We start from the raw sequence: 26,118 nt of genomic DNA, 5'->3' as shown, positions 1-26,118 counted from the left end.
TCGCCATACAGACGAGTCTGGTCGGTCAGTTTTTCGCGCCCACGCAATTGGCGCCGTGATGGATGCACGAGGTGTCTTGCATCCAAATTATGTGATAAATAATATTAGAACTTCAGCGGCCGTCGAACGGTCGCGTCCGGAGGAAACATGTCTGTCTCGACCCCACGCCGCGCCGCCCTGGCTTCCGTGCTCGCCCTGTCCCTGGCCACGCCGTTCGGGCAGGCCTGGGCCGCGCCGAACACCTATCTGGGCGTCGACATCTCGTACGCCAACGAGATGGAGGATTGTGGCGCCGTCTTTCGATCGGGCGGCAAGACCGTCGAGCCCTACGCCTTCTTCAAGGCCTCTGGAGCCAACCTCGCCCGCATCCGCATCTGGAATGATCCGGACTGGACGCCCTATTCGAACCTGAAGGACGTCAAGCGCAGCATCGCCAAGGCCAAGAAGGCCGGGCTGCAGGTGCTGCTGGACTTTCACTATTCCGACGACTGGGCCGACGGCGACAAGCAGCTGACGCCCAAGGCCTGGGTCAAGCTCTCGACCCCCGACCAAGCCAAGGCGCTCTACGCCTTCACCCGCGACACCCTGGCCGAACTGGACCGCGAAGGCCTGATGCCGGACATGGTCCAGGTCGGCAACGAGTCCAACGGCGAGATCGTCTCCAGTCTCGAAAAGGCCAAGGATCCGATCAACTGGGAGCGCAACGCGCTGCTGTTCAACGCGGGCATCAAGGCCGTGCGCGACGCCGGCGCGGCCTCGGCGATCAAGCCCCGGATCATGCTGCACATCGCCCAGCCCGAGAACGTCGAGCCCTGGTTCGCGGCCGCCGCCAAGGCGGGCGTGACCGACTTCGACCTGATCGGGATCAGCTACTACAGCAAGTGGTCCAAACGCTCGATGGCCCAGCTGGGCGAGACCATCAACCGCCTGCGCCACCTCTATTCCGCCGACGTCGTGGTGGTCGAGACGGCCTATCCGTTCACGAACGACGGAGCGGATTCCTCGCCCAACCTGCTGGGGCAGGACTCGCTGATCGCCGGCTATCCCGCCACGCCCGCCGGCCAGAAGAAGTACCTGACCGACCTGACGCAGCTCGTCTTCGCCAATGGCGGGGTCGGGGTTGTCTATTGGGAGCCGGCGTGGCTCTCGACCAAGTGCAAGACCCGCTGGGGCGTTGGCTCCAACTGGGAGAACGCGGCCCTTTTCGACTTCAAGGGCCAGGCGCTGGAAGGCGTCGAATGGCTCACGACGCCCTATGTCATGCCGGTGGACGTCACCTTCCGCGCCACGGCGCGCGGGGAGGCGGCGCGCTTCATCGACGGCGATTTTCTGGGCGGCGTCGGGCCTCGGCCGATGCGGCTGGAGGGCGGCTCGTGGACCTATCGCACGCGGCTGATGCCCGGCGCTTCGGTGACAGCCGCCACGGCGACGGACGCCGCAGCCGTGGCTGACGCGCTGGCCAAGTCGGCCGTCGTGGGCAAGGCGGCTTCGGTGGTGACGCTCGACTGACCCAAGCTGCTTGTCATGTCGGATTGATATGATAATTAGCGCTCAAGTTCACTTAAGATCCTATTGGTAGCCCCGCCGGACGAAGCGTGGCGCCGCTCCTCGAGGGGGAAACCATGACTCGTCATTCCATGCTCTTCGCCGCCGCCAGCGGCTTGGCCATGCTCGTGGCCGCTAGTGCTCACGCCCAAACCACGCCAGCCCCCGCCGGCGACGCCGCCCAGGTCGAGGAGGTCGTCGTCACTGGCGTCCGCAAGAGCCTGCGCGACGCCCTGGCCGTGAAGCAGGGCTCCGACAAGGTCGTCGAAGCCATCTCGGCCAAGGACATCGGCGTCCTGCCCGACGTGACCATCGCCGAGTCCATCGCTCGCCTGCCGGGCGTCAACGCCACCCGCGACCGCGGCAACGACAGCCAGGCTGTGGTTCGCGGCCTGGGCGCGCGCCTGGTGCTGGGCACGATCAACGGCCGCGAGGTCGCCTCGTCCGAGCCGGACCGCAACGTCCGCTGGGAAATCTATCCGTCGGAAGTCGTCTCCGGCGTCGAGGTCTATAAGTCGCAATCGGCCGACCTGATCGCCGGCGGCGTCGCCGCCACGATCAACATCAACACGATCGCCCCGCTGGACTATCGCGGTCCGGCCTTCGTGCTGCGCGCCGGCCCGGTCTATTACGACGGCGGCAAGGACATCCCGAACTATGGCCAGACCGGCTATCGCGCCTCGGGCTCGTGGGTTCACAAGATCAACGACGACCTCGCCGTCGTTCTGGGCCTCACCAGCCAGAAGCAGAAGAACGGCTATGGCTCGTTCACGGGCTGGGGTTACAACGACTCGAACGCCCGTCCGCCCGCTGGCGCCAGCGACTACAGCAGCGACCTGAACCGCGACGGTAAGCTCGACGCCACCCCCTGGGGCGCTCAGATGTCGGCCAGCCGCATCGACCAGACGCGCACCGGCGTCTCGGGCGGCCTGCAGTACAAGCCGACTGACAATTTCGAGCTAAAGGCCGACGCTCTCTACTCGAAGATCAAGATCACCGAGGTCCAGGACCAGACCGTCTGGGGCGCCAACAACTGGGGCAACTGGAACACCGGCACGAATAACATCGGCTGGAATGACGGCGTCTACAACGCCGCTGGCGCGTCCTACACGCTGATCAACAACACCGTGGTCGCGGCTCGCCTACCTTTCAGCTCGGTGCAGACCGTGCTGGCCAAGTATAGCGAAGACAAGGACCTGTTCGCCGGCGGCCTGAACGGCAAGTGGACGAGCGACCTGTGGACCGTCGCGGGCGACCTGTCCTACTCCAAGGCCGAGCGCACCAACACCTGGAAGGCCGTCCGCTTCGAGTCTTATCCGACCTGGACCAGCTTCGACTGGCGCGCCGGTAAGACGCCGACCATCACCACCAGCCAAGACAGCCTGAGCCTGACCCAGACGGCCGATCTCGCTGGCTCCTATGACGGCCCCGAGCACCTGAACGACGAGCTGAAGGCCGCGGCGCTGGACTTCACCCGCGACTTCGGCGGCGACGGCGCATTCAAGAGCGTTCAGTTCGGCGTTCGCGCCTCGGACCGCGTCAAGAGCCACAGCAGCTTCAGCTACGCCCCGACCGCCACCGGCGCGACGATCCCGGCCAGCATGCTCACCGCCTACACGCTGAGCGAGGGCGCCAACGTTCCGGCGATCCTGACCGGCGACATCGACAAGATCGCGGCCATCGCCTACGGCGCGAACGCCTTCGACGTCTCCAAAGCGACCGAGGAGCTGGCCGAGCGCTGGACTGTCCAGGAGAGGGTCTATGAAGGCTACGGCAAGCTGAACTTCGCCGCCGACGGTCCGGCCGGCGCCTGGGTCTCCGGTAACATCGGCGCCCGTGTCGTGCATACTCAGACCGACAGCGAAGGTCTGCAGCAGAACACCGTCAGCGCCTTCGTGGCGGCCACGGTCAGCAACGACTACACCGACGTCCTGCCCTCGGCGAACGCCAAGCTGGACTTCGGCGGCGGCAAGATCGTGCGCCTGGGTCTGGCCAAGGTCATCGCCCGTCCGCCGCTCGACGAATTGCGCGCTAGCCGCAGCCTGTCGAACTGGTCGCCGTGGACCGGCAGCGCCGGCAACCCGAATCTGAAGCCGTTCGAAGCGACCCAGTTCGACGCCTCGGCCGAATACTACTTCCGTCCTGAAGCCCTGGTGGCGCTGTCCTACTACTACAAGGACGTCGACTCCTACATCGGCTGGAAGCAGACCCCGGTCGTGTTCGGCGGCCAGACCTATACGGTCGCCAGCCCCGCCAATGGCGGCAGCGGCCACATCCAGGGCGTGGAGCTGACGTTCCAGACGCCGTTCTTCTTCCTGCCGGGGCCGCTCAGCAAGTTCGGGATCTACTCGAACTACGCCCACGTGGAATCGAACCTGAAGGAGTTCTCGCCGGCCAACAATCCGCTGCGGATGACCGGTCTGGCCAAGCACACCGCCACGGTCGACCTGTGGTACGCCGACGGTCCGATCGAAGCGCGTCTGGGCTGGAAGTACCACTCGCCGATGACGGTCATCTACGGCTGGAACGGCTCGGACCTTCAGACGCTGGAAAGCGAAAAGACCCTCGATTTCAGCTCGTCCTACAAGATCAGCGAGAACGTCAGCGTCCGCCTGCAGGTCAACAACCTGACCAACGAGACGCTGCGCATGTACCGCGACAACGATCCGAACCGTATCGGTCGCTACGACTCCTATGGTCGTCGCTACCTGATGGACGTCACTTTCAAGTTCTAGAGCGTCGATCCTCCCTGACGTTCCCTGCGCTGGGGAGGAGGCCTTGCGCCTCCTCCCCATTTTTTTGATTTATCGAGAGGCTCGTCCCATGGCCCAGATCAACCGACGCCAGGCCCTGGCCGCCGCTGGGGGCGCCGCCCTCCTGGCCAACGCTCCGCGCGCTGCCGCTGCTGTCACCGCGCCCGCCGCCGCCGCCGCCATCGACCTTGCGCCGCGCGAGCGTGCGTCGCTGGATTTCGGCTGGCGCTTCGCCCTGGGGCACGCCTCGGATCCGGCCAAGGATTTCGACTTCGGCGGCAATCAGCGCACCTACGCCAAGGCCGGCGCGAACTCGCCTAACTGGTGGGTGGCCGCCGCCGCGCAGAAGGATTTCGACGATAGCGCCTGGAAGCCGGTGACCCTGCCGCACGACTGGGCCGTGGAGCTGCCGTTCGTCAACAATGCCAACTACAAGCCCTCGGGCAAGCCGGACGACGAGGACGTGCTGGCCGCCCACGGCTACAAGGCGGTCGGGCGCGGCTTCCCTGAGACCAGCGTCGGCTGGTACCGCAAGACCTTCGCCCTGCCGGCCAGCGACGCCGGAAAGCGCCTGTCGATCGAGTTCGACGGCGCTTTCCGCGACACCCTGGTGATGGTCAATGGCTACATTCTCGAACGCGAGGAAAGCGGCTACTCGCCATTCCGCGTCGACATCACCGACATCGCCAATATCGGCGGCGACAACCTGATCACCGTGCGCGTCGACGCCAGCCTGGGCGAGGGCTGGTTCTACGAAGGGGCGGGGCTCTACCGCCACGTCTGGCTGGTCAAGACCGCGCCTGTGCACGTGCCGCAATGGGGCGTCTTCGTCCGCGCCCAGGTCGATGGGACCGTCCAAATCGACACCGACCTCGTCAACGAGTCCGACGCCGCCCAGGCCTTCGAGGTCTCACACGCGGTGCTGGACGCCGCCGGCAAGCCGGTGCTGGCCGTCGCCCCCGCCGCCGGCCGCCTGCCGGCCTGGGAGCGCCAGAGCCTGTCCCAGACGGTGACCCTGGCCAATCCGGTGCTGTGGAGCCTCGAGAACCCGCACCTCTACACCCTGGTCACCGAGGCCAAGGTCGGCGGCGCGGTCGTGGATCGCTTCGTCACGCGCTTTGGCGTCCGCTCGATCCGTTTCGACCCGGCCAACGGCTTCTTCCTGAACGACAAGCCGGTGAAGCTGAAGGGCAGCTGCAACCACCAGGACCACGCCGGCGTCGGCGCGGCGATCCCGGACGCGCTGCAGGTCTGGCGGCTGGAGCAGCTGAAGTCGATGGGCAACAACGCCTATCGCGCCGCGCACAACCCGCCGACTCCCGAGCTGCTGGACGCCTGCGACCGCATGGGGATCCTGGTCATCGACGAGACCCGCCGCATGTCCAGCGACCCGACCTCGATGAGCGAGCTGGAGCGTCTGGTCCGCCGCGACCGCAACCACCCCTCAGTGATCCTGTGGTCGATCGGCAATGAGGAGCCACAGCAAGCGACCGCGCGCGGCGTCAAGGTCGCTAAGACGATGAAGCGTCTGGTCAACCGGCTCGACCCAACCCGCCTGGTCATCGCCGCCATGGACAATGGCTTTGGCGAGGGCATCAGCGCGGTCATCGACGTGCAGGGCTTCAACTACCGCCACGAGAAGATGGACGATTTCCACGCCCGCTTCCCGAACATGCCGATCATCGGCACCGAGAGCGCCAGCGTGGTGTCGACGCGCGGCGAGTATGCGCGCGACGAGGCCAAGTCCTATGTCCCGGCCTACGATACCGACCACCCCTGGTGGGCGACGACGGCCGAGAAGTGGTGGAGCCACGCGGCCGACCGGCCCTGGATGGCGGGCGGCTTCATCTGGACGGGCTTCGATTATCGGGGCGAGCCGACGCCGTTCAACCGCTGGCCCAGCATCAGCTCGCACTTCGGCGCCTTCGACACCTGCGGCTTCCCGAAGGACAACTACTACTACTACCGCGCCTGGTGGCGGTCGGAGCCTCTGCTGCATCTTCTGCCGCACTGGAACTGGGAGGGGCGCGAGGGCCAGCCGATCGCGGTCTGGGCGCACAGCAATTGCGACAAGGTCGAGCTGTTCCTGAACGGCAAGAGCCAGGGCGTTCGCGAGGTGAAGCCCAATCATCACGTCGAGTGGTCCGTGCCCTACGCCCCGGGCGTGCTGGAGGCGCACGGCTACAAGAACGGCAAGGTGATCCTGCGCCAGCGCCGCGAGACCGCCGGCCCGCCCGCCGCCTTGCGTCTGACCGCCGATCGCGCGCGCCTCGCCGCCGACGGCCAGGACGTGGCCGTGCTGAAGGTCGAGGTTCTGGACGCCAAAGGGCGGGCGGTTCCTCGCGCCGATGATCTGGTGCGCTTCGAGCTTTCGGGTCCGATTGACCTGATTGGCGTCGGCAATGGCAATCCAACGAGCCATGAGCCGGACGTCGCCCCGCAGCGCAAGGCGTTCAACGGGCTCGCCCAGGCCATCGTCCGCACCCGTCAGAATCAATCTGGGCGAGGGCGGGTGGTCGCCAGCGCCGTCGGCTTGAAAAGCGCGACGGTGGAGCTGACGGCCGGCTAACGCCGCACTGCGAAATTTTCGAAGCTCAGGCGAGGCGGGCGTCCAGCAAAGGACGCTCGCCTCGATGCATTTCTGCGCCTGGAAACCGGTTACCGCGCTGAAATAATCAACCTTTCGGCGAAGTGTCGGGCATGGCCTTGTGCGGCGCCGCCGAAGAGCGTCCCCGGTCGGGCTGATTTGTCGTAACAATGAGCCGAAAAATCGCTTGAAAAAAGATTGCTAGCGCTGTCATTTTTGTCATTGCAGCGGTCAGTGACCAATGTTAGCGCTAACTCGTCTCTCGTGCCCTGGTTGTCTATCAGGCGCAAGAACGGGAAGAGCGGCCGGGAAATGCTTCCGGATCGCAACAATAACATCGCCCCACAGAGGGCTTTATTAGGGGGAACGGCTATGAAGCGGCTTCGTCGCTTGAACGCGTCTGCCTCTTGTGTCGCCATCACAGCGGCCATGTTCGCCAGCCCGGTTCTGGCTCAGCAGACTTCCGACACCACCGTCGATGAGATCGTCATCACGGGCATCCGCGCCTCGCTCGAGCGTTCGATCGAGATCAAGCGCACCAATAGCGGCGTGGTCGACGCCATCTCGGCCGAAGACATCGGCAAGTTCCCGGACACCAACCTGGCTGAATCGCTGCAGCGGATCACCGGCGTGTCCATCGACCGCACCAACGGCGAAGGCTCTCAGGTCACGGTGCGCGGCTTCGGCGGCGGCTTCAACCTCGTGACCCTGAACGGCCGCACCATGCCGACGGCCAACGTCGCCACGGTCGGCGGCGACCAATCGTCGGACACCGCCGGCGGCACCAGCCGTTCGTTCGACTTCTCGAACCTCGCCTCGGAAGGCGTGACCACGCTGGAGGTCTACAAGACCGGCCGCGCGGCCATTCCGTCGGGTGGCATCGGCGCCACGATCAACGTCAAGACCCGTCATCCGCTGGACGCGCGCGAAAGCGGCCTGAGCGGCAGCGTCGGCATCAAGGGCGTCTACGACACGAGCATGGAGAAGAAGGTCGACGACTTCGGCCACAAGATCACGCCGGAAGTCTCGGGCCTGCTGAACTGGACCGACGACGACAAGAAGTTCGGCGTCGCCCTGTTCGGCGCCTACCAGAAGCGCGACTTCACCAGCCGCAGCGTCACGTCGAACGACTGGAACATCCGCACCTATTCGGATTTCATCAATCCGGCCAACGGCTTCGTCCGCAACGGCGGCGCCACCCAGATCACCAACGCGCCGGCCAGCGGCTCGACCCTGGTGGCGATCCCCAACGACAGCCGCTACCACTTCTCGCAAGGCGAGCGTGAGCGGATCAACGGCCAGCTGACGGCGCAGTATCGCCCGACCGACAGCCTGACGATCACGGCCGACGTGCTGTACGCGCAGAACAAATCGTTCGAGCGCCGCAACGACAGCACCAACTGGTTCAACCGTCCGTTCGACCGCGTCACCTTCGACACCAATCCCGTCGTGGCGACGGCCGTCCTGCTCTCGGAAACCCTGAGCGGCACCAAGGACATGGGCTTCGAGCAGCAGTATCGCAGCAACGAAGACACCCTGAAGTCCTACGGCCTGAACGCCGAGTGGGATCTCTCCGACCGCGTGCGCGTCAGCCTGGACGGTCACATCTCGAAGGCCGACTCCGGACCAGATTCCCCGAACGGCACCAGCTCGACGACGGTCTCGATCGGCGCGCCTATCGTCTCGTCGCACTCGGTGGACTTCAGCGGCTCGGTTCCGATCCAGAGGATCACGATCAACGACGCGGCCCCCCGTGGCAACGGCAACGGCGTGATGGATGTCGGCGACCTGGGCAGCCAGGTGGCCCGCACCTGGACCAACCGCCAGCAGCACGAAGTCAAGGAAATCCGGGGCGACCTGACCTGGGATCTTGACGACAACGGCAGCCGTTTCGACGCCGGTTTCAACTACCGCACGTCGAAGATGACCCAATCGTCCAGCTCGACCCAGCAGGACCTGGGCAGCTGGGGCATCTCCAACCCGCGTGACGTGCAGCAGTTCGCCGGCAATCTGGTCAAGTCCTTCTGCATGGCCTGCCAGTTCAACGACTTTGATCTGCAGCAGTCCGGCGCGGGCCTCGTCTCGTTCCGCGCCAACGCGATCGACCTCTACAACGCCATGTCGGCGGCCTATGTCGCTCGCGGCAACGCGGTGGGCGTCACGGGTCAAGGCAACAACCAGGTCGACGAAGACATCCTGGCTGGTTACGCCCAGGTCACCTGGAAGTCCGAACTGGCGGGGCGCCCGGCGACCCTGGTCACCGGCGTTCGCTATGAGCGGACCGAGGTGACCTCGACCTCGCTGATCCGCACGCCCAGCGCCATCGTCTGGACGGCCGACAACGACTTCCGCCTCGACACCGCCAGCACCTTCTCGCCGCTGTCGGGCGACGGGAAATACAACAACCTGCTGCCGGCCCTGGACTTCAGCATCGACCTTCGTGACGACCTGATCGGCCGCTTCTCGTTCAGCCGCACCATCGCCCGTCCGGACTATGGCAACCTGTTCGCCTCGCAAACGGTGGGCACGCCCAACCGTCCGATCGCCAACGGCGCCATCCCGCTCGGCACCAGCGGCAACCCGGACCTGGAGCCGCTGATCTCGGACAACTTCGACGTCTCGCTGGAGTGGTACTACAAGCCCAGCAGCTTCATCTCGGCCGGCTTCTTCGAGAAGCGCGTCAACAACTTCGTGGGCACCGGGACCTTCACCCAGAACCTGTTTGGTCTGCGTGACGTCAGCTCTGGCCAGGACGGCACCCGCTCGGGTCAGGCTCGGGCGATCCTGACGTCGATTGGCGCCGACCGGACCGATGTGAACCTGTTCACGATGACGGCCCTGCTGCAGACCACCGGTTCGGCCGCGGCCGCCCAGGCGCAGTTCCAGGCCAATCGTGGCGCTAGCGGCGACCTGAACCAAGCCTTCGTCGACCAGATCCTGGCTGCGGTGGACATCGCGCCGAACAGCACCGATCCGCTGATGAACTTCCAGGTGTCCCAGCCGATCAACAACCGGACCGGCAAGATCCACGGCTTCGAAATCGCGGCTCAGCACTTCTTCGGCGACACCGGCTTCGGCGTCTCGGCGGCCTATACGATGGTGCGCGGCGATGTCGAATTCGACAACGGCGCGAGCCCGTCGCAAGACCAGTTTGCGCTGCTGGGTCTGTCGGACACGGCCAACGCCACGCTGATCTACGACAAGAACGGCATCTCGGCGCGCCTGACCTACAACTGGCGTGACAAGTTCCTGCAAGCCACCAACCGCGGTGGTTCGCGCAACCCGGTCTATGTCGCGCCCTTCACGCAGATCGACTTCAACATCAGCTACGACGTCACGCCGAAGCTGGCGATCTCGCTGGAAGGCATCAACCTGACCAAGGAGCACGTCCGCACCTACGCTCGTGACCCGAACCAACTGTGGTTCGCTCAAGAGCTGGATCGCCGCTTCCTGCTCGGCGCGCGCTACCGCTTCTAGGGCTGGAGTTACCTAGAAAGCCTAAGGAGGGGCCGCCGCGCTTGCGGCGGCCCCTTTCTTCCTTTGAAGTACGCGTAAGACAGCGTGAGTGCGGCCCCGATGAACCGAGTGCTTCTGAACAATGTCGATCATGCCGATCTGCGGGTGATCGCTGGCCACGGCGCGGCCTTTGGCGATGCGATCAACCAGACCCTGATCCTGCCTACTGAGTTTGAGGCGGCGCAGCGCGAGTATCCGATCCTGATCCGCAAGGACGCCGCCGGCGCCTACCAGGCCGTGGTCCTGCTGGGCCTGGAGCGTGACGAAAACCTCTTCCTCGACGAGACAGGCTGGAACGCTCGCTACGTGCCGGCGGTGCAGCGGCGCGGGCCTTTCTCCATCGCCCTGCAGCGCGACACCGTGGCGAGCGAGCCGCGACCCATGATCCATGTCGATCTCGATCACCCGCGCGTCAGCCGCGACGAAGGTGAGCCTCTCTTCCTGCCGGCCGGCGGCAACGCGCCGTATCTGCTGGCTGCGAGCCGGACCTTGGGCCAGATCCACGACGGCCTGGAGATCGCCGGACCGATGTTCGCCTTCTTCGACGAACTGGGTCTGATCGAGCCGATCGACGTCGAGATCAAGCTGGACGATGGGACGAGCTACGACCTGCCCGACGTCTTCACCCTGGCGCCGGATCGGCTGGCGGCGGTGACGGGCGAGAACCTCGAAAAGCTGCACCAGTCGGGCCTGCTGCGCGCCGCCCACTGGATCATCGCCTCCATGGGCAACATCGAGGACCTGATCGCGCGCAAGACGCGGCGCGGGGGCAGGCTGGCATGAGCGCCCTGACGGCCCGCCGCACGCTGGAGGCCGTCGTCGCTGCGCCGGCCGAGATTCCGTTTGACGCCATCCTGGCCGGCCAGACCCCGATGCTATTCAAGGGCTTGGCCCGTCACTGGCCGATTGTCCAGAAAGGCCTGGAATCCAGCCAGGCGGCCCGCGACTACATCCGCGCCCACGACCAGGGCGGGCGGGTCGTAGGCTATTCCGCAGGGCCCGAGATACGAGGGCGGTTCTTCTACGACGAGACCTGTGCGGCCGTGAACTTCAAGGCCGTGCGCGCGCCGCTGGAGGAGTTCCTGCGTCGTCTGGAGGCGGTCGAGGCGCTCAACGACGCGCCCGCCGTCTATGTCGGCTCGGCGGACCTGGACGCCTATTTCCCAAGCCTCAAGAGCGAAAACGATCTGGGTCTCGGGCCGGAGGTCTATGGCGATCAGCCGCCCATGGCTGGGATCTGGATCGGCAACCGAACGGTGGCGGCCGCCCACTGGGACATGTCGAACAATATCGCCGTCTGTGCGGCGGGGCGACGGCGCTTCACGCTCTTTCCACCTGATCAGGTCGCCAACCTCTATCCGGGCCCGCTGGAACCGACTCCCGGCGGCCAGGTGGTTAGCATGGTCGACTTCGAGAACCCCGACTTCGAGGCGCATCCTGGCTTCCGCGAGGCGCTGGCCAACGCGCAAGTGGCCGAGATGGAGCCCGGCGACGTGCTGGTCTATCCGGCGCTGTGGTGGCACCAGGTCGAGGCGCTGGAGCCGTTCAATGTCCTGATGAACTACTGGTGGAACACCGGGCCGGCCCATGCCGACACGCCGATGAACACCCTGTTGCACGGCCTGCTCAGCCTGCGGGACCGCCCTGATTTCGAGAAGCAGGCCTGGAAGAGCCTGTTCGACTACTATGTCTTCGGTCCCGCCGACCGGGCCGGCGCGCATTTGCCGGACGGCGCGCGCGGGCCGCTGGGGCCGATGGACGCCATGACCGCCCGGCGGCTGCGCGCGCAACTGCTCGACCGGCTCAACCGATAGGATTCAAGGGAGGGACGCCATGACCCAGCAGACGATCCGCAAGGTGGTGATCGCGGGCGGCGGCACCGCCGGCTGGACCGCCGCCGCCGCGCTCGCGCGACAGCTCGGTCCGCTTCTGGATATCACCCTGGTCGAATCCGAGGACATCGGCACGGTGGGGGTAGGGGAGTCGACCATCCCCACGGCCCGCACCTTCAACGCCCTACTCGGCATCGACGAGGCCGAGTTCATGCGGGCGACCCAGGCGACCTTCAAGCTGGGCATCGCGTTCGAGAACTGGGGCGAGATCGGGGACCGCTACATCCACTCGTTCGGCCAGGTGGGCAAGTCGACCTGGATGGGCGGTTTTCATCACTTCTGGATGCAGGCCAAGGCCCAGGGCTTTGGCGGCGATCTGGGCGACTACTGCCTGGAGCTGAAGGCGGCCGAGGGCGAGCGGTTCTTCACGGGCGAGAACGGCCCGCTCAACTACGCCTATCACCTGGACGCGGGCCTCTACGGCCAGTTCTTGCGCCGGATGGCCGAGGCCGACGGGGTCAAGCGCGTCGAAGGCAAGATCGCCAGCGTTCGCCAGAGCGGGACCGACGGTTCTGTTGAGGCGCTGGTCATGGACTCCGGCCAGGCGGTGGAGGGCGACCTCTTCATCGACTGCACGGGCTTCCGAGGGCTGCTGATCGAACAGACCCTGAAGGCCGGCTACGAGGACTGGGATCACTGGCTGCCGACCAACAGCGCCCTGGCCGTCCAGACGCGTTCGACCGAGCCCGCCAAGCCCTACACCCGCGCCATCGCCCACCGGGCCGGCTGGCGCTGGAAGATCCCGCTGCAGCATCGGGTCGGCAACGGCCTCGTCTATTGCAACGAACACATGTCGGACGACGAGGCCCTGGCCCTGCTGCAGGGCGAGATCGAGGGCGAAACCCTGATACCGCCGCGCCTGATCCGCTACCGCACGGGCCGCCGCCGCAAGACCTGGGAGAAGAACGTCGTCGCCCTGGGCCTCTCCAGCGGCTTCGTCGAACCGCTGGAATCGACTTCGATCCACCTGATCATGGTCGGCGTCACGCGGCTGATGCAGCTGTTCCCGTTCGGGGGATCAGCCAGGCCGCGATCGACCGCTACAACCGCCTTGCCGACGACGAGCTGGAGAAGATCCGCGACTTCATCATCCTGCACTATAAGGCCACCGAACGGAGCGACAGCCCGTTCTGGGACCGCGTGCGCGAGATGCAGATCCCCGACAGCTTGGCCCAACGCATCGAACTGTTCCGAGAGAGCGCCCAGGTCTATCAGGCGCCGGGCGAACTGTTCCAGGTCGACTCATGGCTGCAGGTGTTGCTGGGCCAGCGCGTCCAGCCCCAGGCATTCCACGCGATGGGCCGCCTGATGCCGCCGCAGCAGTTGAAACAGGCCCTGGACGACCTGAAGCGCAACATCGCCACGACGGTCAGCCGCCTGCCGCAGCACCAGGCCTTCCTTGACGCCTATTGCGCCCCGCCGATCAGCAAGAGCGCTTGATCGCGCGCTTGGCCGCGCCCAGCGGCGCGCGCGACCGTCACATCGAGCGACAAGAATGTCACTTGGCCGGTGACAGTGCGCCCGCTTCTTGATTAAGCCACAAATAGAGGCTTGAACCGCCGCAATCGGCGGGGGTCGTGGAAGTCAGGGAAATGCGAGTGCTGTCTAGAGTCTTGTCCCTTAGGACATCCGCGATTGCCTTGGCCGTCGCTGCGGCCGTGATGGGGCGCGCCGAGCTGGCCCAGGCCGACACCATGGCCGACGCGATTACCGCCGCCTACCAGAGCAATCCGACCATTCAGGCCCAGCGAGCGGCCCTGCGCGCGCTGGACGAGAACTACACCCGGGCCCGGGCCGCGTATGGCCCTCAGGCCAGCATTTCGACGGGCGAGGAGTACGGCTACGCCAAAGGTCCGCAGACTCGCGCCTCGCTCCTGCGCCCGCCGGCGGCGGAGGATGCGGTAAACCCAGCCACCGAGCTGTCGGTCAGCCAGGCCCTCTACACCAACGGTCGCTATGCCGCGCGTCTTGCTGGGGTCGAGGCTCAGATCAAGGCGTCTCGCGAGAACCTCCGTCGGCTTGAGATGGATCTGCTGGTGCGGGTCACCAACGCCTATGTGTCGGTTCGGCGTGATCGCGAGGTGTTGCGGCTTGCTCAAGGCGGCGAGGCCTTCCTCCGCAAGCAACTGCAGGACACCGAGGAAAAGTACAACGTTCGCCAGGTCACCCTCACCGACGTCCAGCAGTCTAAGGCTCGCCTGGCGTCGGCCAGCACGCAGGTCGCAAACGCCCAGGCGCAGCTCAATATCACCTCCGCCAGCTACGCCGCCCTGGTGGGACGCCTGCCGGACAACCTGGAGCCCGAGCCGGATATCGACGGCCTGCCCGCCACGCTGGACGAGGCCTTCAACCAGGCGGAGGAATCCAACCCGGCCCTGAACACGGCGCTCTTCAACGAGAAGGCCTCCCGCTTGGCCGTCGCCGAGGCGCGCGCCCAGCGTCTGTTCTCGATCTCGGCGCGCGCGAACTATCGCAACGGTCCCTACTATTCGTACCGTGAAGGAGAGCGGTCGGATACCGTCACCGCGAGCATCACCCTGACCCAGCCCCTGTTCGCGGGCGGGCAGCTGAACGCCGAGGTTCGCCAGTCGATCGAGGAGAACAATCGCGACCAGCTGCTGATCGAAGAAGCTCGGCGCAACATGGTGCTGGGCGTTTCTCAGTATTGGAACCAGCTGACCGCCGCCCGCAAGGCGCTGGCTTCGACCGAAGAGGAAATGAAGGCCAATACGATCGCCTTCTACGGCGTGCGCGAGGAAGAGCGCTTTGCTCTGCGCAGCACGATCGAAGTGCTGAACGTCCAAGCCGAGCTGCAGAACGCTCAGATCAGCTTCGTGCGCGGTCGGGCCACCGAATATGTTGGCCGCGTCCAGCTGTTGGCTCAGGTGGGCACGCTGGAGGTCGGCGACCTGGCCCCAGGCGTGGCCGCCTACGACCCGACCCGCAACTTCAAGAAGGTTCGCTACAAGGGCATGCTGCCGACGGACTTTATCGTCCAGACCATGGACAAGATCTCCCTGCCGATGGCGGCGAAGAAGCCGGAACCGGGCGACACGACGCCCATCCGTCCGGTATCGAGCGAACTGCCGGCCAAGCCCGTGTCCGCGGACAAGGTCCCGCCGCCGCCGTCGATGAGCGAGATGATGTCGCTGAGCGACAGCGACGCACCGCTCGCGACCGCGCCGAAGGACGAATAGAGACCGGCGCTGGGGGTTCTTACCGATCCGATCGCCGTGTCACGTTGGTCGGAGAAGGCTCTAGGCCCGGTCCCTCGGCTGGGACGACGAGCGCTTCAGATTGGTCAGGTGCGGGCCGTGCACGACCGGCTGGCGCTCCAGGATCTCGCGCACCTTGTGGACCGCCATCGAGGCCCGGCTGCGACGCTGTCGCCAGAGCAGCAGGGTCATGGCGCCCAGGGTCGCGGTCAGGAAAGGCATTGGGCCCAGCAGCCAGCACGCCGCCGCCAGGGCGAAGTAATAGGCGCGGACGCCGGCGTTGAAGGCCGACAGGGCCGGGTTGAGGATGCCGCCGGCCGCCTCGGCGTACTCTTCCAGCACGCGCGGCGAGGCCCACATCGGGGTCGCGCCGATCGCCGCCAGACAATAGTTCATCTGGCGGATCGACCAGATGAAGTCGAGCAGGCCGCGCGCCAGGGCGATCAGCACCAAACCGAGCTTGATCTGGAACATCATGGGCGTGGTCTTGGCCAGAACCGCCAGGCCCTCCACGCTCTTCCAGACGTTGTCGCCGCCAAACAGCACCCCGGCCGCCGCAGCGATCAGGATCAGGTTCGACGAGGCGAAGAAGCTGGCCGAGTTGATGGCGTGGCCCAACAACTGGCCGTCCAGCAGCGCGATCTCGCGCACCGCCATCTCCTGCATCCATCGGCGGCGGATCACCGTCATGTCGGTGTTGAGCACGCCCCCAGCCGCGCCCAGCCGCCGGAGCATGGGCTCGTACAGCAGCCAGCAGAGCGTGAAGGTGACGAGGACGATGATGTCGAGCAACGGCATGAGGTCAGTCTAGACGGGCGCGGAGAGTCGGAAAACGGGGTTCGAGGGAACTTGCCTCAGTCTTCGTGGATAAGGCTGTGTCGGCCGGTATCCTTCAGGATGATCGCGCAGATCAGACCCAGGGTCATGACGCCCGCGACATAGACATAGAAGGTGCTCTCGAGACCTTCGTGCTTGAAGGCCAGCGCGACCATCTCGGCCGTGCCGCCGAACAGCACGTTGGCCAGGGCGTAGGGCAGGGCGACCCCAAGAGCGCGGATGTGGGCGGGAAACAGCTCGGCCTTCACCACGGCGCTGATCGAGGTGTAGCAGGACTGGATCGCCACCCCGACCAGGATCAGCGACAGGGCGCCCGTCACCGTGGTCGCCTGGGAGATCCCGGTCATGATCGGCCAGATGGTCAGGGCGCCGCCGCCAAAGGCCGCGATCAGCATCGGTTTGCGCCCCACCTTGTCCGACAGCCACCCCGCGAGCGGTTGGGCCAGCAGAAAACCGATCAGGCTGATGGCGCTGATCTCGGACGCCTGACCCTTGGAGAAGCCCGCCGTGTTGACCAGGAACTTCTGCATGTAGGTCGTGTAGACATAGAAGGTCAGCGAGCCGCCCGCCGTCAGGCCCATGATCAGCAGGCTCTCGCGCGGGTGCAGGCGCACCAGCGGCACGATCAGCGAGATGAAGAACAGCAACAGGAACACCGCGCCCAGGATCTGTCCGGGGCGAGCCAGCGAGCCATTGGTCAAGCCCACGACGCCCGCGATCACGGTCAGGGCCAGGAGCGTCCCGGCGACGCCGACCTGACGCCGTGACAAGTTCTCGCGCGGGCCGGCGCTTTTGAACGAGATGCTCTCGTCGAGGCCTCGGCGGATCCAGAACACCACCACGGCCAGCAGGGCCCCGATCACGAAGGGGATGCGCCAGCCCCAGGCCTTCAACGCCTCTTCTGGCATCAGTCGCTGCAGGACGATCAGCACGCCCAAGGCCAGAAGCTGGCCGGCGATCAGGGTCACATAGTGGAAGCTGGACCAGAAGCCGCGCCGCGCCTTGCCGGCCATCTCGCTCATATAGGTGGCGCTGGCGCCATACTCGCCGCCGACCGACAGGCCCTGCAGCACGCGGGCGAACAGCAGGATCGCCGGCGCCCAGAGGCCGATCGCGGCGTAGCCGGGTGTGATGGCGATGATCAGCGCGCCCGCGCACATCAAGGCGACCGAGACCGACAGCGCGGCTCGGCGGCCCGCGTGGTCGGCATAGATCCCCATCACCCAGGCGCCGATCGGACGCGCGACGAAGCCCAGGAAAAAGACCGCTGCCGCCTGGAGCAGCTGCACGGTCTGGTCGCCTTTCGGGAAGAAGGCGGGCGCGAAATAGAGGGTGAAGGCGGCGTAGGCGAACCAGTCGTACCATTCGACGAGATTGCCGGCCGAGCCTCCCAGAATGGCCCGGGCTCGGGCGGTCGGCGTAAGCCGCGCGCTCGGCGCTTCAGCGCTCGCCGTCATGGTCATCTCCCCCTCTTGTCGAGGGGGAGATTAGGCGAACGCCGGTCTAGGGCAAGCCGGCTAGATGCGGCCCATCAGAACGAGGATGACGAGGATCACGAGGATCAGGCCAAGGCCACCGGAGGGATAGTAGCCCCAGGAGCGGCTGTGACCCCAGGTGGGCAGCGCGCCGATCAGGGCCAGGATCAGGATGATGATGAGGATCGTGCCGAGCATGGTCCGTGGTTTCCCTCCGCTCCCGTGTCCGCCACCACGGCGACGCTGGGACCAGGTCTTGGGAATACGCGACGGCGCAGGTCGGTTCCGGAGATTAGCTCGGCGTGTCTTCGGCCTTGCGCAGGCGGATCGCCCATAGAGCGCCGATGACGCCGCCTTTCACGCGGGGCAGAAGCAGCAGGGTCAGGACAGCCAGCGGGATCAGGGTCAGCGGCGCGACGATCGCCGGCGGCGCTTCCCAGATCCACGGGAAGAACAGCAGCGGGGCCACGAACAGGTGTCCGATCAGCAGGATCGTGAAATAGGCCGGACCGTCGTCGGCTGGATAGGCGCCCAGCTCGTGCCCGCAGGCTTCGCACTCAGGATCAACCTTCAGATAGCGCATGTACAGGCGGCCGTCGCCACAGTTGGGGCAACGGTGCAGCAGGCCGCGCTTGAGGCCGGTCAGCAGCGGGGAGGCGGTGCGGGTCTCGGACATGGCGTCCATATGCGCTTCCTGGCCTTGTAAGAAAAGGGCGACCCGGGGTCGCACGGCGACGATTTGTCCCGATCCGGAAGAAGTATTCCGTACTTCTTCGCCGCAAAGATGCCAGAAATCGCTTGGTTTTCGGGCGGCTTGAGGTTGTTGAATTAGGCTGTGGTTAATGGATGTAATATTCGTGTCGTTTATTTTTAGTCGCTAAGTTTGTCTATTTTGCTCGGCATGCCCAGTGTTTCGCAGTATTTGCCCTAAAGTGGCGGGCTTGGCGCGTGAGCGCTGCGACCCAACCAATCAGTTTTTGACCTCTTTTGCGGTGTTGCTGACAGCCCGGCCAGCGGCCGAGATGTCGCGACCAGCCCCTTCGATGGTGTTGCAGGCCGAGACCAGCAGAGCGGCCGAAGCGGCGGCCAGGATGATGATCTTGCGCATGGTTAAGCTCCACTTCTCTCGAGGCGCGGGACCTTAACCGTGGGCCGCGACGGCCTTCAAGAGGGCGCGACCCACGGTGGTGTAAGGCGGTTAGCGAACGCGGCGGATCGAGCTGATCCGGTCGTTCCAGTCGCGCGGCAGCACGCCCTGGTCGCGGTCGATCACGGTGCAGCGACCCCGGTAGTAGGCGTCCTCGCAGACTTCCCAGGCGCCGCGCTGGATCTTGATCGACGAGGTTCGGTCGTTGAAGCGGGCCTGATCCAGGTCGGGCATGTCGCCGCGCACCTCGTAGACGCGACCGTCATAGCCGGCGTGCTCGAACAGCACCGCGTCAGCGCGCCAGCCGCCCGGCGGGCGGCCGGGGCCAGGACCGGGGAGTGGCCCAGGGCCGACGAAGCCAGCGCATTGCAGGCGTCCATCTCGGTTCTCAAGGCCCTGGCCGCCGCAATCGCGGAACCGGGCGCTGCTCCACTCCCAGCCGCCCCGATCGTTCTGGCAACGCGCCCAGACCCTTCCGTCGAACGCGGTGATTTCGCGGCACGAGCGCGTGTAGGCGCCGCGCGGCGGTTCTTCGTAGCGGCCGTCCCAGCCGGGCGCCTGGGCGCTGGCGGCGCCGCTCCAGCCGGCCATCAGGGCGGCGGCGGAAAGGGCGGTCAGGCTGAGCGTCTTGAACATCGTTGTTTCCCCCAAGCTTTGAGCGGCTTGTCGAGGCGACTAGGCAGCTTGCCGGCTGAACGCAGCCTGAACACTGAAGCTCGCCCGTGTTTAGCCGGTCCGCGCCTCGGCGCCCATGAAGACGACCTTCGCGCCTTTGTTTACCGCCGAGCCCAGTTCGACCGCATCCCAGTTGGTCAGCCGCACGCACCCATGCGAGGCGCGCTTGTTCACTAGCTTGGGATCCGGCGTGCCGTGGATGCCGTAGGTGTCCTTGGTCAGGTCGATCCAGGTCGAGCCGACCGGATTGTTCGGGCCGGCCTGAATAGTCAGTTTGGACTTGGGCTTGCCGAAGGTCAGGCGCGAGGGATCGTAGGTGTAGGTCGGTCGCGGGGCCAGGGTGCGAACCGCCCATTCGCCTGAGGGGGCGGGACGCTCGGTGCTGCCCACCGTGGCCGGATAGACCGCGAGTTGCGCGCCTGACTGGTCGAAGGCCCGGACCTGCCCGAGGGTCTTGTCGATCTCGATCCTGTCGACCTTGGCGGCAAGGGTGTCAGGACCGGAGGCGGTGACGGCGATGGCGGCTCCGACTTGGTTGAAATCGACGCCCAGGTTCAGCGCGCGCAGCAGGGCTTCGTCCATGTGGAACCGTTCGGCCAGCATCTCGACGACGTCGTGGTAGTTCATGGCCGGCTCACGGGCCATCGCCTCGTAGTCGCCCTTGGGGATCGGCGGCATAAAGGGGCCCGCCACGTCGCTCTGGGTGATCGTATAGTCGACCAGCACCGGGCCGCTATCGGCCGTGATCAAGGCGTCGAGCAACGGCTGGCCGACCTCGCCGTCGACCGTCATGTCATGGGCTTTCTGGAAGGCCCGGATCGCCAGGGTCAGGTTCCCGCCATCGCGGCCGTCGATGACGCCGGGCGAGAAGTGCGCGCGGTCGAGCAGGGTCTGGACGCGGATCAGGGCGTTGCGCCGAGCCTGCGGATCGGTTGCCGTGGGATCGAGCGCGGCGGCGTTGATCGCTTGTCCCAACGCCGACGACGCCGCCGAGACGGGCGGGACGGCGACGACCGGGCCGGGAGCCTTCTGGACGGTGTTGGCGGGGTTGGCCGGTGGCTTGTTGTCGCAAGCGCTGAGCGAGAGGACGGCGACGAGGGCGAAACGGGAAACCAGACCGGTCATGAAAACTCCAGGGGGAACGACTTCACCGTCTCAAGGCTTGAGCCATGGCGAAGTTCCACCAATTGCGAGGCTGGAGTTGAGGCCGTTGCGTCTTCTGCTGTGGGGATTGGGCGTCCTGGTCCTGGCGATCGGCGCCTTCTGGCTGTGGGTTGTCTGGCCTTCCGGAGGAGAGCGATCCGAACGGCGCGGGCCAAATGGCGCGCCGGAGGCTCCGACCGTCGCCGAGATCGCACCGCCTCTGGTCGCCGCGCCGGCGCTCTGCGTGGGACGTGAGGCGGGGGCGCCTGGCGCGGCGGCCGCCAACGCCGCTTCGCTCTCGACCCTGGCCTGGGCGCCGTTCGGCAAGCCCGAGATCGGGTGGGAAATCTACGCGCTCCGCATCGCCGCCGAGCTGGGCACAAGCTGCGCGGCGGGCTCCGACGGCTTCGCCGCCGCCCTGGCCCGCTGGCAGGCGGCGAACCGCCTGCCGCGCACGGGGGTGATGGACGCGGCGACCTTCGCCGCGATGCTGCCGCGCTGGCATCTGTCGCGCCCCTTCGTACGCTTGAACCGAGATGGGATCTGTCCCGGCGCGCCGGCCGAGGACGCCCTGGCGATGGCCCGACCAGAGGAGGGCCATGGCGGCAAGACGATCCAGCTGCGGCCTGCCGCGCTGGAGGCCTATCGCTGGATGGCCGCCGAGGCGCGCGCCGCCGGCGTGCTGCATCGGCCCGAGGCCCTGAGAATCTATTCCGGCTTCCGCGCCCCGGACGCCGACGCCCAGCGCTGCGCGCGCGACCGCAACTGCCAGGGGCTGACCCGCACGATCTGCTCGGCCCATCGCACGGGACTGGCCGTCGACCTCTTCATCGACACCGCGCCCGGTTTTGGCCCGGACTCATCGGCCGACGCCAACCGCTTGGCGATGGCGCGCTCGCCGCTCTATCGCTGGATGGTCTGGAACGCGGGGCGCTTTGGCTTCGTCAACTACGTCTACGAGCCCTGGCACTGGGAGTGGACCGGCGAGCCGTTGCTGCCCGGGACGCCGATCGCCAGCCTTTCCCAGGACGGCGCGGAGCGGCTCACGGAACCTGCGGAAGGCTCCACGGCGCGAACGCCGGACGCTGCTTCAGGCGCGCGTAGTAGGCGGTGACGGCGGGCCATTCCACGCGCTCAATCGGGCTGTGTAGCCAGCGATGCGTGGACAGGCCCAGCACGACGTCGGCCAGGGTGAAGGCCTCGCCCGCCACATAGGCGCCGGTGTCGATCAGGCGCGCGTCCAGCAGGCCCATGGCGTTGTTCCAGGCCTCGACGCTGGCGGCGATCTGGGCCGGATCGTCGAAGCCCGGGGCCTTGCGCACCAAGCCCGCGAACGCGTGGCGCCAGGCGGTGTTCAGCTCGGTGGCTTGCCAGTCCATCCATTGCTCGACGATCGCACGCGCCCGCCGGTTCTCCGGCAGCAGCGGCGTACCGGTCGCGAGATAGCGGCAGATGGTGTTGCTCTCCCAAAGCGCGCCGTGCTCGTCGACCAGCACCGGCACGAGCGCGTTGGGATTCATCGTCAGAAAGGTCGGGTCCTTCGTCGAGGCGAACCCCGCGCCCCAGTCCTCGCGCTCGTAGGCCAGGTCCAGTTCCTCCAGGGTCCAAAGGACCTTGCGGACGTTGATGGACGAGGTCCGGCCGAGGACCTTGGGGATTGTCACCGGGTCATCCAGGGCTTGGACTTGCCGGTGGGGGCGGCGGCGCTGGCGCGCTCCACCTTGCCGCTGGAGGCCTTGGGGCCGTGGCCATGGCGGCCCTGAGCGGCCTTCTTCAGGCGCAGGGCGCGCTGCATCGGCGTTTCGCCCTCGGGCGGGGCAGCGTCGGTTTTGTCGGTCATGCACGCGGTTTAGGCCTCGATTGGCGCCTTGAGAAGGCCGCGCTTGCCAGCCAATCTGGAAACATGTCGCGCAGCCCCCGTGTTCCCCTGATTGTCCTCTGTCTGGCCCTCTGCGGAACGAGTGTCCGCGCTCAGGCCCAGAAGCCGGTCGGCGAGGCGCCCAACGCGGTCTCGCCGGTGCTGATCCTGCCGCCGACCTTGCCTCCCAAGCTGGTCTCGACCTATCCGGCCCAGGATCAGAGCGTCGCGCCGGGCGTGCTGATCCTGAAGGCGACCTTCGACCAGCAGATGTCGCCCGCCGCCTGGAACTACGCCCCCGCGTCCGGCGCCGAGCCGATGGACTGCGTGAAGACCCCGCGGCTGCTGTCCGACCAGAAGACCTTCGTCCTGCTGTGCCGCGTGCTGGCTGGCCGCACCTATGGCGTGACCTTTAACGCCGAGCGGGCTGGCGGCTTTTCCAATCTCGGCGAGAACCCCGCGCAGACCGCCAGCCTGACCTTCAAGGTCGACAACGGCGCGCCGGTCACCACCCTGCGCCGCGCCATGGAGCTGGGCGGGCTGCAGGCCGACCAGACCCCGGTGCAGGAGGCCCCGCGCGCCTCGGCCGGCAACGCGGCCGGCGGGCGCTGAACCGCTCAAGCGTCTGGCGCCGGAAGCCGCGCTGGCGCAGGATTGTCCGATGACGGGGGATTCGACGGAACGGGAGGCCATCGGGCGCGAGTGGACGGGGGCCGAGCTCGCCGTCGTCGTCGGCGACTACCTGACCCAGCTGGAGAAGACCCTGGCCGGCAAGCCGGTCGATCGCGCCACCCACGACCGCACGGTCCGCTTCGTCACCGGCAAGTCCGGCATGCCCGTGACGGCCAAGCAGGGCGAGATCACCGCCGTGCTCTCCCTGATCGGCCTGCCGGTGCTGAAGGACCCGCCGCCGCGCTGGACCTATGATCCCGCGCTGCTGACCGCCGTCGAGGACGCCCTGCTGGCCAAGCCGGCCCTGCTGGCCGCCGCCGTTCGTCCCGACGCCCTGTTCGCCGCCCCGCCGGCCGTCCCGCTGCTGGAGGCCGCGCCGCCCCAGCCCCTGCCGCCCGACGCAACCCTGGCCCGGATCATCCAGCGCTTCGACCTGGCTGCGCGCGCCGCCGAGGATCGGTTCCTGCCCGGCCTGGGCGCGGCCAGCATCGTCGCCCACGAGGCCCGCCGCCTGACCGACCACGGCCGCTACGACCTGGCCCACCAGGTCCGCCTGGCCCGCGCAGGCGACCCCGAGGGCTGCGACGTCATCAGCTTCGACCTGGAGGCCGCCCCGCGCCTGCTGGCCGTCAAGACCAGCCTGGGCGCCGAGGTCGCGCCGTTCGGCCTGACCGAGGCCGAGTTGGCCCTGGCCCGCGCCCGCCCCGAAGCCTTCCGTGTGCGGCGCGTCTACGACCTGCTGGGCGAAGCGCGCTTCTTCCGGCTCAAGCCGCCGTTCGAGTAACGCGCCCGCGCCGCGCCAGAACCCCCAAGATGTGATTTGCCTCCGCCCAGCGCGCGCACTAGACCACGGTGGGGCGCATAATAAGGATTGGGGGAGGGGGCCAAGCATTGGGGCAGGTCCCGGACTCCGTCCTGGGATTTCGAGATCATGACCACATCGACCGTGACGGTGGACAGGACCTGCGAAGGACTGTGCCTGGCCTTCTCGGCCCAGTTAATTCCAAATGGCTTCCGTAAGCAGGGGCACCGCTCGGCGATCGACGTTCTGCTGATGCTGGCCATCGCCCAGGCCAACCTGGCCCCCATGGCCCGCGATCCCGAGTTCCAGAAGACCTATGCCGGGCTGGAGGCCTCGCCGCCCGACGAGATGCGCCGCCCCGCCCGCGTCCGCTCGATCGCGGTCTCGCTGGGCGTGCCGCAGGAGACCGCGCGCCGCCGGGTCGCCAGCCTGGTCGAGGCCGGTATCCTGGTCATGCGCGACGAGGGCGTGATCATGCCCCAGGCCTTTACCTATTCGCCCCACGCGCTGCAGACGGCGATCGACAGCTGGGCGCTGTTCACCGGCTTCTACGCCAACCTGCGCCGCGCCGGCGCCCTGGCCCCGGTCGAGCCCGCGCCGCCGGACCAGCCGCCGCCGCTGCGCCTGATGATGCGGCTGTGGACCAACCACTTCCTGCGCCTGATCGAGGCCCTGCTGCCCATGGTCGGCGATCCGTTCAGCGTCGTCATGCTGTTTGCGATCCTCGACGGCAGTCTGGCGACAACCGCAGGCAAGCCCGTCTCGGCCTCGGCCGTCGCCCGCGCCCTTGGCCTGCCGTTCGAGAGCGTCCGCCGCAACGCCCTGCGCATCACCGACAACGGCCTGTGCCAGAAGGTCGGGCGCGGCTACCTGATCACCCCCGAACTGATGGAGGAGCCCCGCTGGCGCGCCTTCTCCGAACGCCACGCCCAGGTCCTGATGCGCTTCTTCGCGGCCATGGGCGAACAGAACCTGCTAGGCTGGTGGGAGGCGCAGTACCTGGCCCAAGGCGGCCGCCCCTAGCGCCGCCGCCCATATAGCACAGCCCCGGGCCGAGGCTCGGCCGGCGGCAGGGGCGTGGCCTCCTTGGCCAGAGCCTTGCGCGAGGGATAGGGCGGACGCGGCGGCGGCCAGGTCCGGCACGGCAGCTTGCGGGCCGGACGCGGCTCGTCTTCCGTGAAGTCCATGAACAGCTGATCGTACCCGGCCAGCAGATAGTCGGTCAGCTCCTCGGCCGCCTCCAGCGCCTCGGGATCGTCCTCGCCGAGATAGTCGCGGCGGAAGCGCATCACCCGCCGCTTGAACAGGCCCGGCACGCTCTCGGGCTTCTCCAGCATGAACAGGGCGAGCAGGAAGATCGTGCGGAACATGTAGGCGGTCTCGTGCTCGACATGGGCTCGCGTCGGCCGCCAGTCGACGAAGCCGGTCAGCATCAGCCGCGCCCGCTCGGGGTCGTAGTCGTCGTCGAACGCCTCCCGCCCGGTCTCGCCGGACGCGCTCAGCTTGCCGAGCTTGTCGACCAGCGTCGTCAGCCGCAGGGCCTCCTGGTCGCGCCCCTCGCGGATCGCCGCCGCCAGCCGCGCCAGGGTCGCGGCCTTCAGGTCCGACGGATCGGTCGATAGGGGCGGGGGCGTCGGGCCCGATCCGTCGGCGTCTTCGTCGCCGGTCGGCCAAAGCTCGCCGGGCAGGGGCCCCGCGCCGCCCAGCGCCGCCCGCCGCGCGGCTTCGGCCTGCGCCTCGAAGGCCGCGGCGTGCTCGCGCGCCACCGCGTCGCCGTGCGCCTTCTTGGTCCAGCCGTGCTGGCCCGCCCGGCGATAGACCGTGCGGGCCGCGACCTTCCACTTGGCCGACAACTCGTCGGCGGTCGCGCCGTTCTTGTACTCATCGGCGATCTTGGCCCACGAGTCCTCCGAGAGGCGGAACCAGGTGGGGCGGGCGTTGGGATGTGATCTGCTCATGCCCCTAGAATACGGCCGTCCCGGACACCGAGGACGCAGCGTG

At 67.0% G+C, this 26,118-nt stretch carries 21 protein-coding genes and 1 pseudogene; 12 read left to right on the top strand and 10 right to left on the bottom strand.

Going from position 1 to position 26,118, the window contains the following annotated elements; genetic code table 11:
• The first annotated feature begins 147 nt into the window (after positions 1 to 147).
• The 8 genes and pseudogenes from CSW59_RS19475 (at position 148) to CSW59_RS19440 (ending at position 15,490) form a co-directional block, all read left to right on the top strand.
• Positions 148 to 1,509 carry an arabinogalactan endo-1,4-beta-galactosidase gene (locus tag CSW59_RS19475; protein ID WP_099445627.1) on the top strand — a complete coding sequence of 454 codons (1,362 nt, stop codon included), beginning with the start codon at positions 148 to 150 and terminating at the stop codon, positions 1,507 to 1,509.
• A 113-nt stretch (positions 1,510 to 1,622) separates the two neighbouring features.
• Positions 1,623 to 4,280, top strand: coding sequence for a TonB-dependent receptor (locus CSW59_RS19470; protein ID WP_099445626.1), 2,658 nt, complete (start codon positions 1,623 to 1,625; stop codon positions 4,278 to 4,280).
• Between the two features lie 88 nt (positions 4,281 to 4,368).
• On the top strand, positions 4,369 to 6,867 hold the full coding sequence (galA, locus tag CSW59_RS19465) for a beta-galactosidase GalA (protein WP_099445625.1): 2,499 nt from the start codon (positions 4,369 to 4,371) through the stop codon (positions 6,865 to 6,867).
• Positions 6,868 to 7,257: 390 nt separating this feature from the next.
• A complete protein-coding gene (locus CSW59_RS19460; RefSeq protein WP_236632276.1) occupies positions 7,258 to 10,362 on the top strand; it encodes a TonB-dependent receptor in 3,105 nt (1,034 codons plus the stop codon).
• Between the two features lie 99 nt (positions 10,363 to 10,461).
• A complete protein-coding gene (locus tag CSW59_RS19455; protein WP_099445623.1) occupies positions 10,462 to 11,184 on the top strand; it encodes a SapC family protein in 723 nt (240 codons plus the stop codon).
• Positions 11,109 to 12,215, top strand: coding sequence for a cupin-like domain-containing protein (locus tag CSW59_RS19450; protein ID WP_201722875.1), 1,107 nt, complete (start codon positions 11,109 to 11,111; stop codon positions 12,213 to 12,215). The genes CSW59_RS19455 and CSW59_RS19450 overlap by 76 nt, the downstream gene beginning before the upstream one ends.
• Positions 12,216 to 12,234: 19 nt before the next feature.
• Positions 12,235 to 13,733 (top strand): annotated as a pseudogene (locus tag CSW59_RS19445) (tryptophan halogenase family protein).
• Positions 13,734 to 13,885: 152 nt separating this feature from the next.
• Positions 13,886 to 15,490 (top strand): TolC family outer membrane protein, encoded by a 1,605-nt coding sequence (locus CSW59_RS19440; protein WP_099445621.1) that lies wholly within the window; start codon positions 13,886 to 13,888, stop codon positions 15,488 to 15,490.
• A gap of 60 nt (positions 15,491 to 15,550) precedes the next feature.
• On the opposite strand, the gene CSW59_RS19435 is transcribed toward CSW59_RS19440, so the two are convergent.
• The 7 genes from CSW59_RS19435 to CSW59_RS19405 form a co-directional block, all read right to left on the bottom strand.
• Positions 15,551 to 16,306, bottom strand: a complete 756-nt coding sequence (locus tag CSW59_RS19435) for a DUF599 domain-containing protein (protein ID WP_099445620.1) — start codon at positions 16,304 to 16,306, stop codon at positions 15,551 to 15,553.
• 56 nt (positions 16,307 to 16,362) lie between these two features.
• A complete protein-coding gene (locus CSW59_RS19430) occupies positions 16,363 to 17,802 on the bottom strand; it encodes an MFS transporter (protein WP_099445797.1) in 1,440 nt (479 codons plus the stop codon).
• A gap of 60 nt (positions 17,803 to 17,862) precedes the next feature.
• On the bottom strand, positions 17,863 to 18,018 hold the full coding sequence (locus CSW59_RS19425) for a DUF3309 family protein (RefSeq protein ID WP_099445619.1): 156 nt from the start codon (positions 18,016 to 18,018) through the stop codon (positions 17,863 to 17,865).
• Positions 18,019 to 18,112: 94 nt separating this feature from the next.
• Positions 18,113 to 18,505 carry a DUF983 domain-containing protein gene (locus CSW59_RS19420; RefSeq protein WP_099445618.1) on the bottom strand — a complete coding sequence of 131 codons (393 nt, stop codon included), beginning with the start codon at positions 18,503 to 18,505 and terminating at the stop codon, positions 18,113 to 18,115.
• A gap of 285 nt (positions 18,506 to 18,790) precedes the next feature.
• Positions 18,791 to 18,928, bottom strand: a complete 138-nt coding sequence (locus tag CSW59_RS19415; protein ID WP_099445617.1) for an entericidin A/B family lipoprotein — start codon at positions 18,926 to 18,928, stop codon at positions 18,791 to 18,793.
• A gap of 90 nt (positions 18,929 to 19,018) precedes the next feature.
• A complete protein-coding gene (locus CSW59_RS19410) occupies positions 19,019 to 19,603 on the bottom strand; it encodes a beta/gamma crystallin-related protein (protein ID WP_099445616.1) in 585 nt (194 codons plus the stop codon).
• Between the two features lie 90 nt (positions 19,604 to 19,693).
• The gene (locus CSW59_RS19405) at positions 19,694 to 20,767 is read right to left on the bottom strand and encodes a L,D-transpeptidase (RefSeq protein ID WP_099445615.1); all 1,074 of its coding nucleotides are present in this window, start codon (positions 20,765 to 20,767) and stop codon (positions 19,694 to 19,696) included.
• 85 nt (positions 20,768 to 20,852) lie between these two features.
• Between CSW59_RS19405 and CSW59_RS19400 the strand changes: the two genes are divergently transcribed.
• Positions 20,853 to 21,899: a D-alanyl-D-alanine carboxypeptidase family protein gene (locus CSW59_RS19400; RefSeq protein WP_236632274.1), complete on the top strand. Its 1,047-nt coding sequence runs from the start codon at positions 20,853 to 20,855 to the stop codon at positions 21,897 to 21,899.
• Here CSW59_RS19400 and CSW59_RS19395 read toward each other — a convergent pair.
• Together CSW59_RS19395 and CSW59_RS19390 are read right to left on the bottom strand one after the other, a co-directional pair.
• Positions 21,829 to 22,449, bottom strand: coding sequence for a glutathione S-transferase family protein (locus tag CSW59_RS19395; protein WP_099445613.1), 621 nt, complete (start codon positions 22,447 to 22,449; stop codon positions 21,829 to 21,831). The two genes, CSW59_RS19400 and CSW59_RS19395, sit on opposite strands and share 71 nt — an antisense overlap.
• A complete protein-coding gene (locus tag CSW59_RS19390; RefSeq protein ID WP_099445612.1) occupies positions 22,446 to 22,625 on the bottom strand; it encodes a hypothetical protein in 180 nt (59 codons plus the stop codon). Before CSW59_RS19390 ends, CSW59_RS19395 begins: the two co-directional genes overlap by 4 nt.
• A 63-nt stretch (positions 22,626 to 22,688) precedes the next feature.
• On the opposite strand from CSW59_RS19390, the gene CSW59_RS19385 reads away from it, so the two are divergent.
• The 3 genes from CSW59_RS19385 to CSW59_RS19375 all read left to right on the top strand — a co-directional run bounded on the left by CSW59_RS19385 (position 22,689) and on the right by CSW59_RS19375 (position 25,140).
• A complete protein-coding gene (locus tag CSW59_RS19385; protein WP_099445611.1) occupies positions 22,689 to 23,255 on the top strand; it encodes a hypothetical protein in 567 nt (188 codons plus the stop codon).
• A gap of 49 nt (positions 23,256 to 23,304) precedes the next feature.
• Positions 23,305 to 24,099, top strand: a complete 795-nt coding sequence (locus tag CSW59_RS19380) for a protein NO VEIN domain-containing protein (protein WP_099445610.1) — start codon at positions 23,305 to 23,307, stop codon at positions 24,097 to 24,099.
• A gap of 147 nt (positions 24,100 to 24,246) precedes the next feature.
• Positions 24,247 to 25,140 (top strand): hypothetical protein, encoded by an 894-nt coding sequence (locus tag CSW59_RS19375; protein WP_099445609.1) that lies wholly within the window; start codon positions 24,247 to 24,249, stop codon positions 25,138 to 25,140.
• Here the strand turns inward: CSW59_RS19375 and CSW59_RS19370 are convergent.
• A complete protein-coding gene (locus CSW59_RS19370; protein WP_099445608.1) occupies positions 25,137 to 26,075 on the bottom strand; it encodes a hypothetical protein in 939 nt (312 codons plus the stop codon). The genes CSW59_RS19375 and CSW59_RS19370 overlap by 4 nt on opposite strands.
• Positions 26,076 to 26,118: the final 43 nt, after the last annotated feature.

The organism is Caulobacter sp. BP25 (assembly GCF_002737755.1).
Taxonomy (GTDB): Bacteria; Pseudomonadota; Alphaproteobacteria; order Caulobacterales; family Caulobacteraceae; genus Caulobacter.
This window is presented reverse-complemented; position numbering and strand designations above follow the sequence as displayed.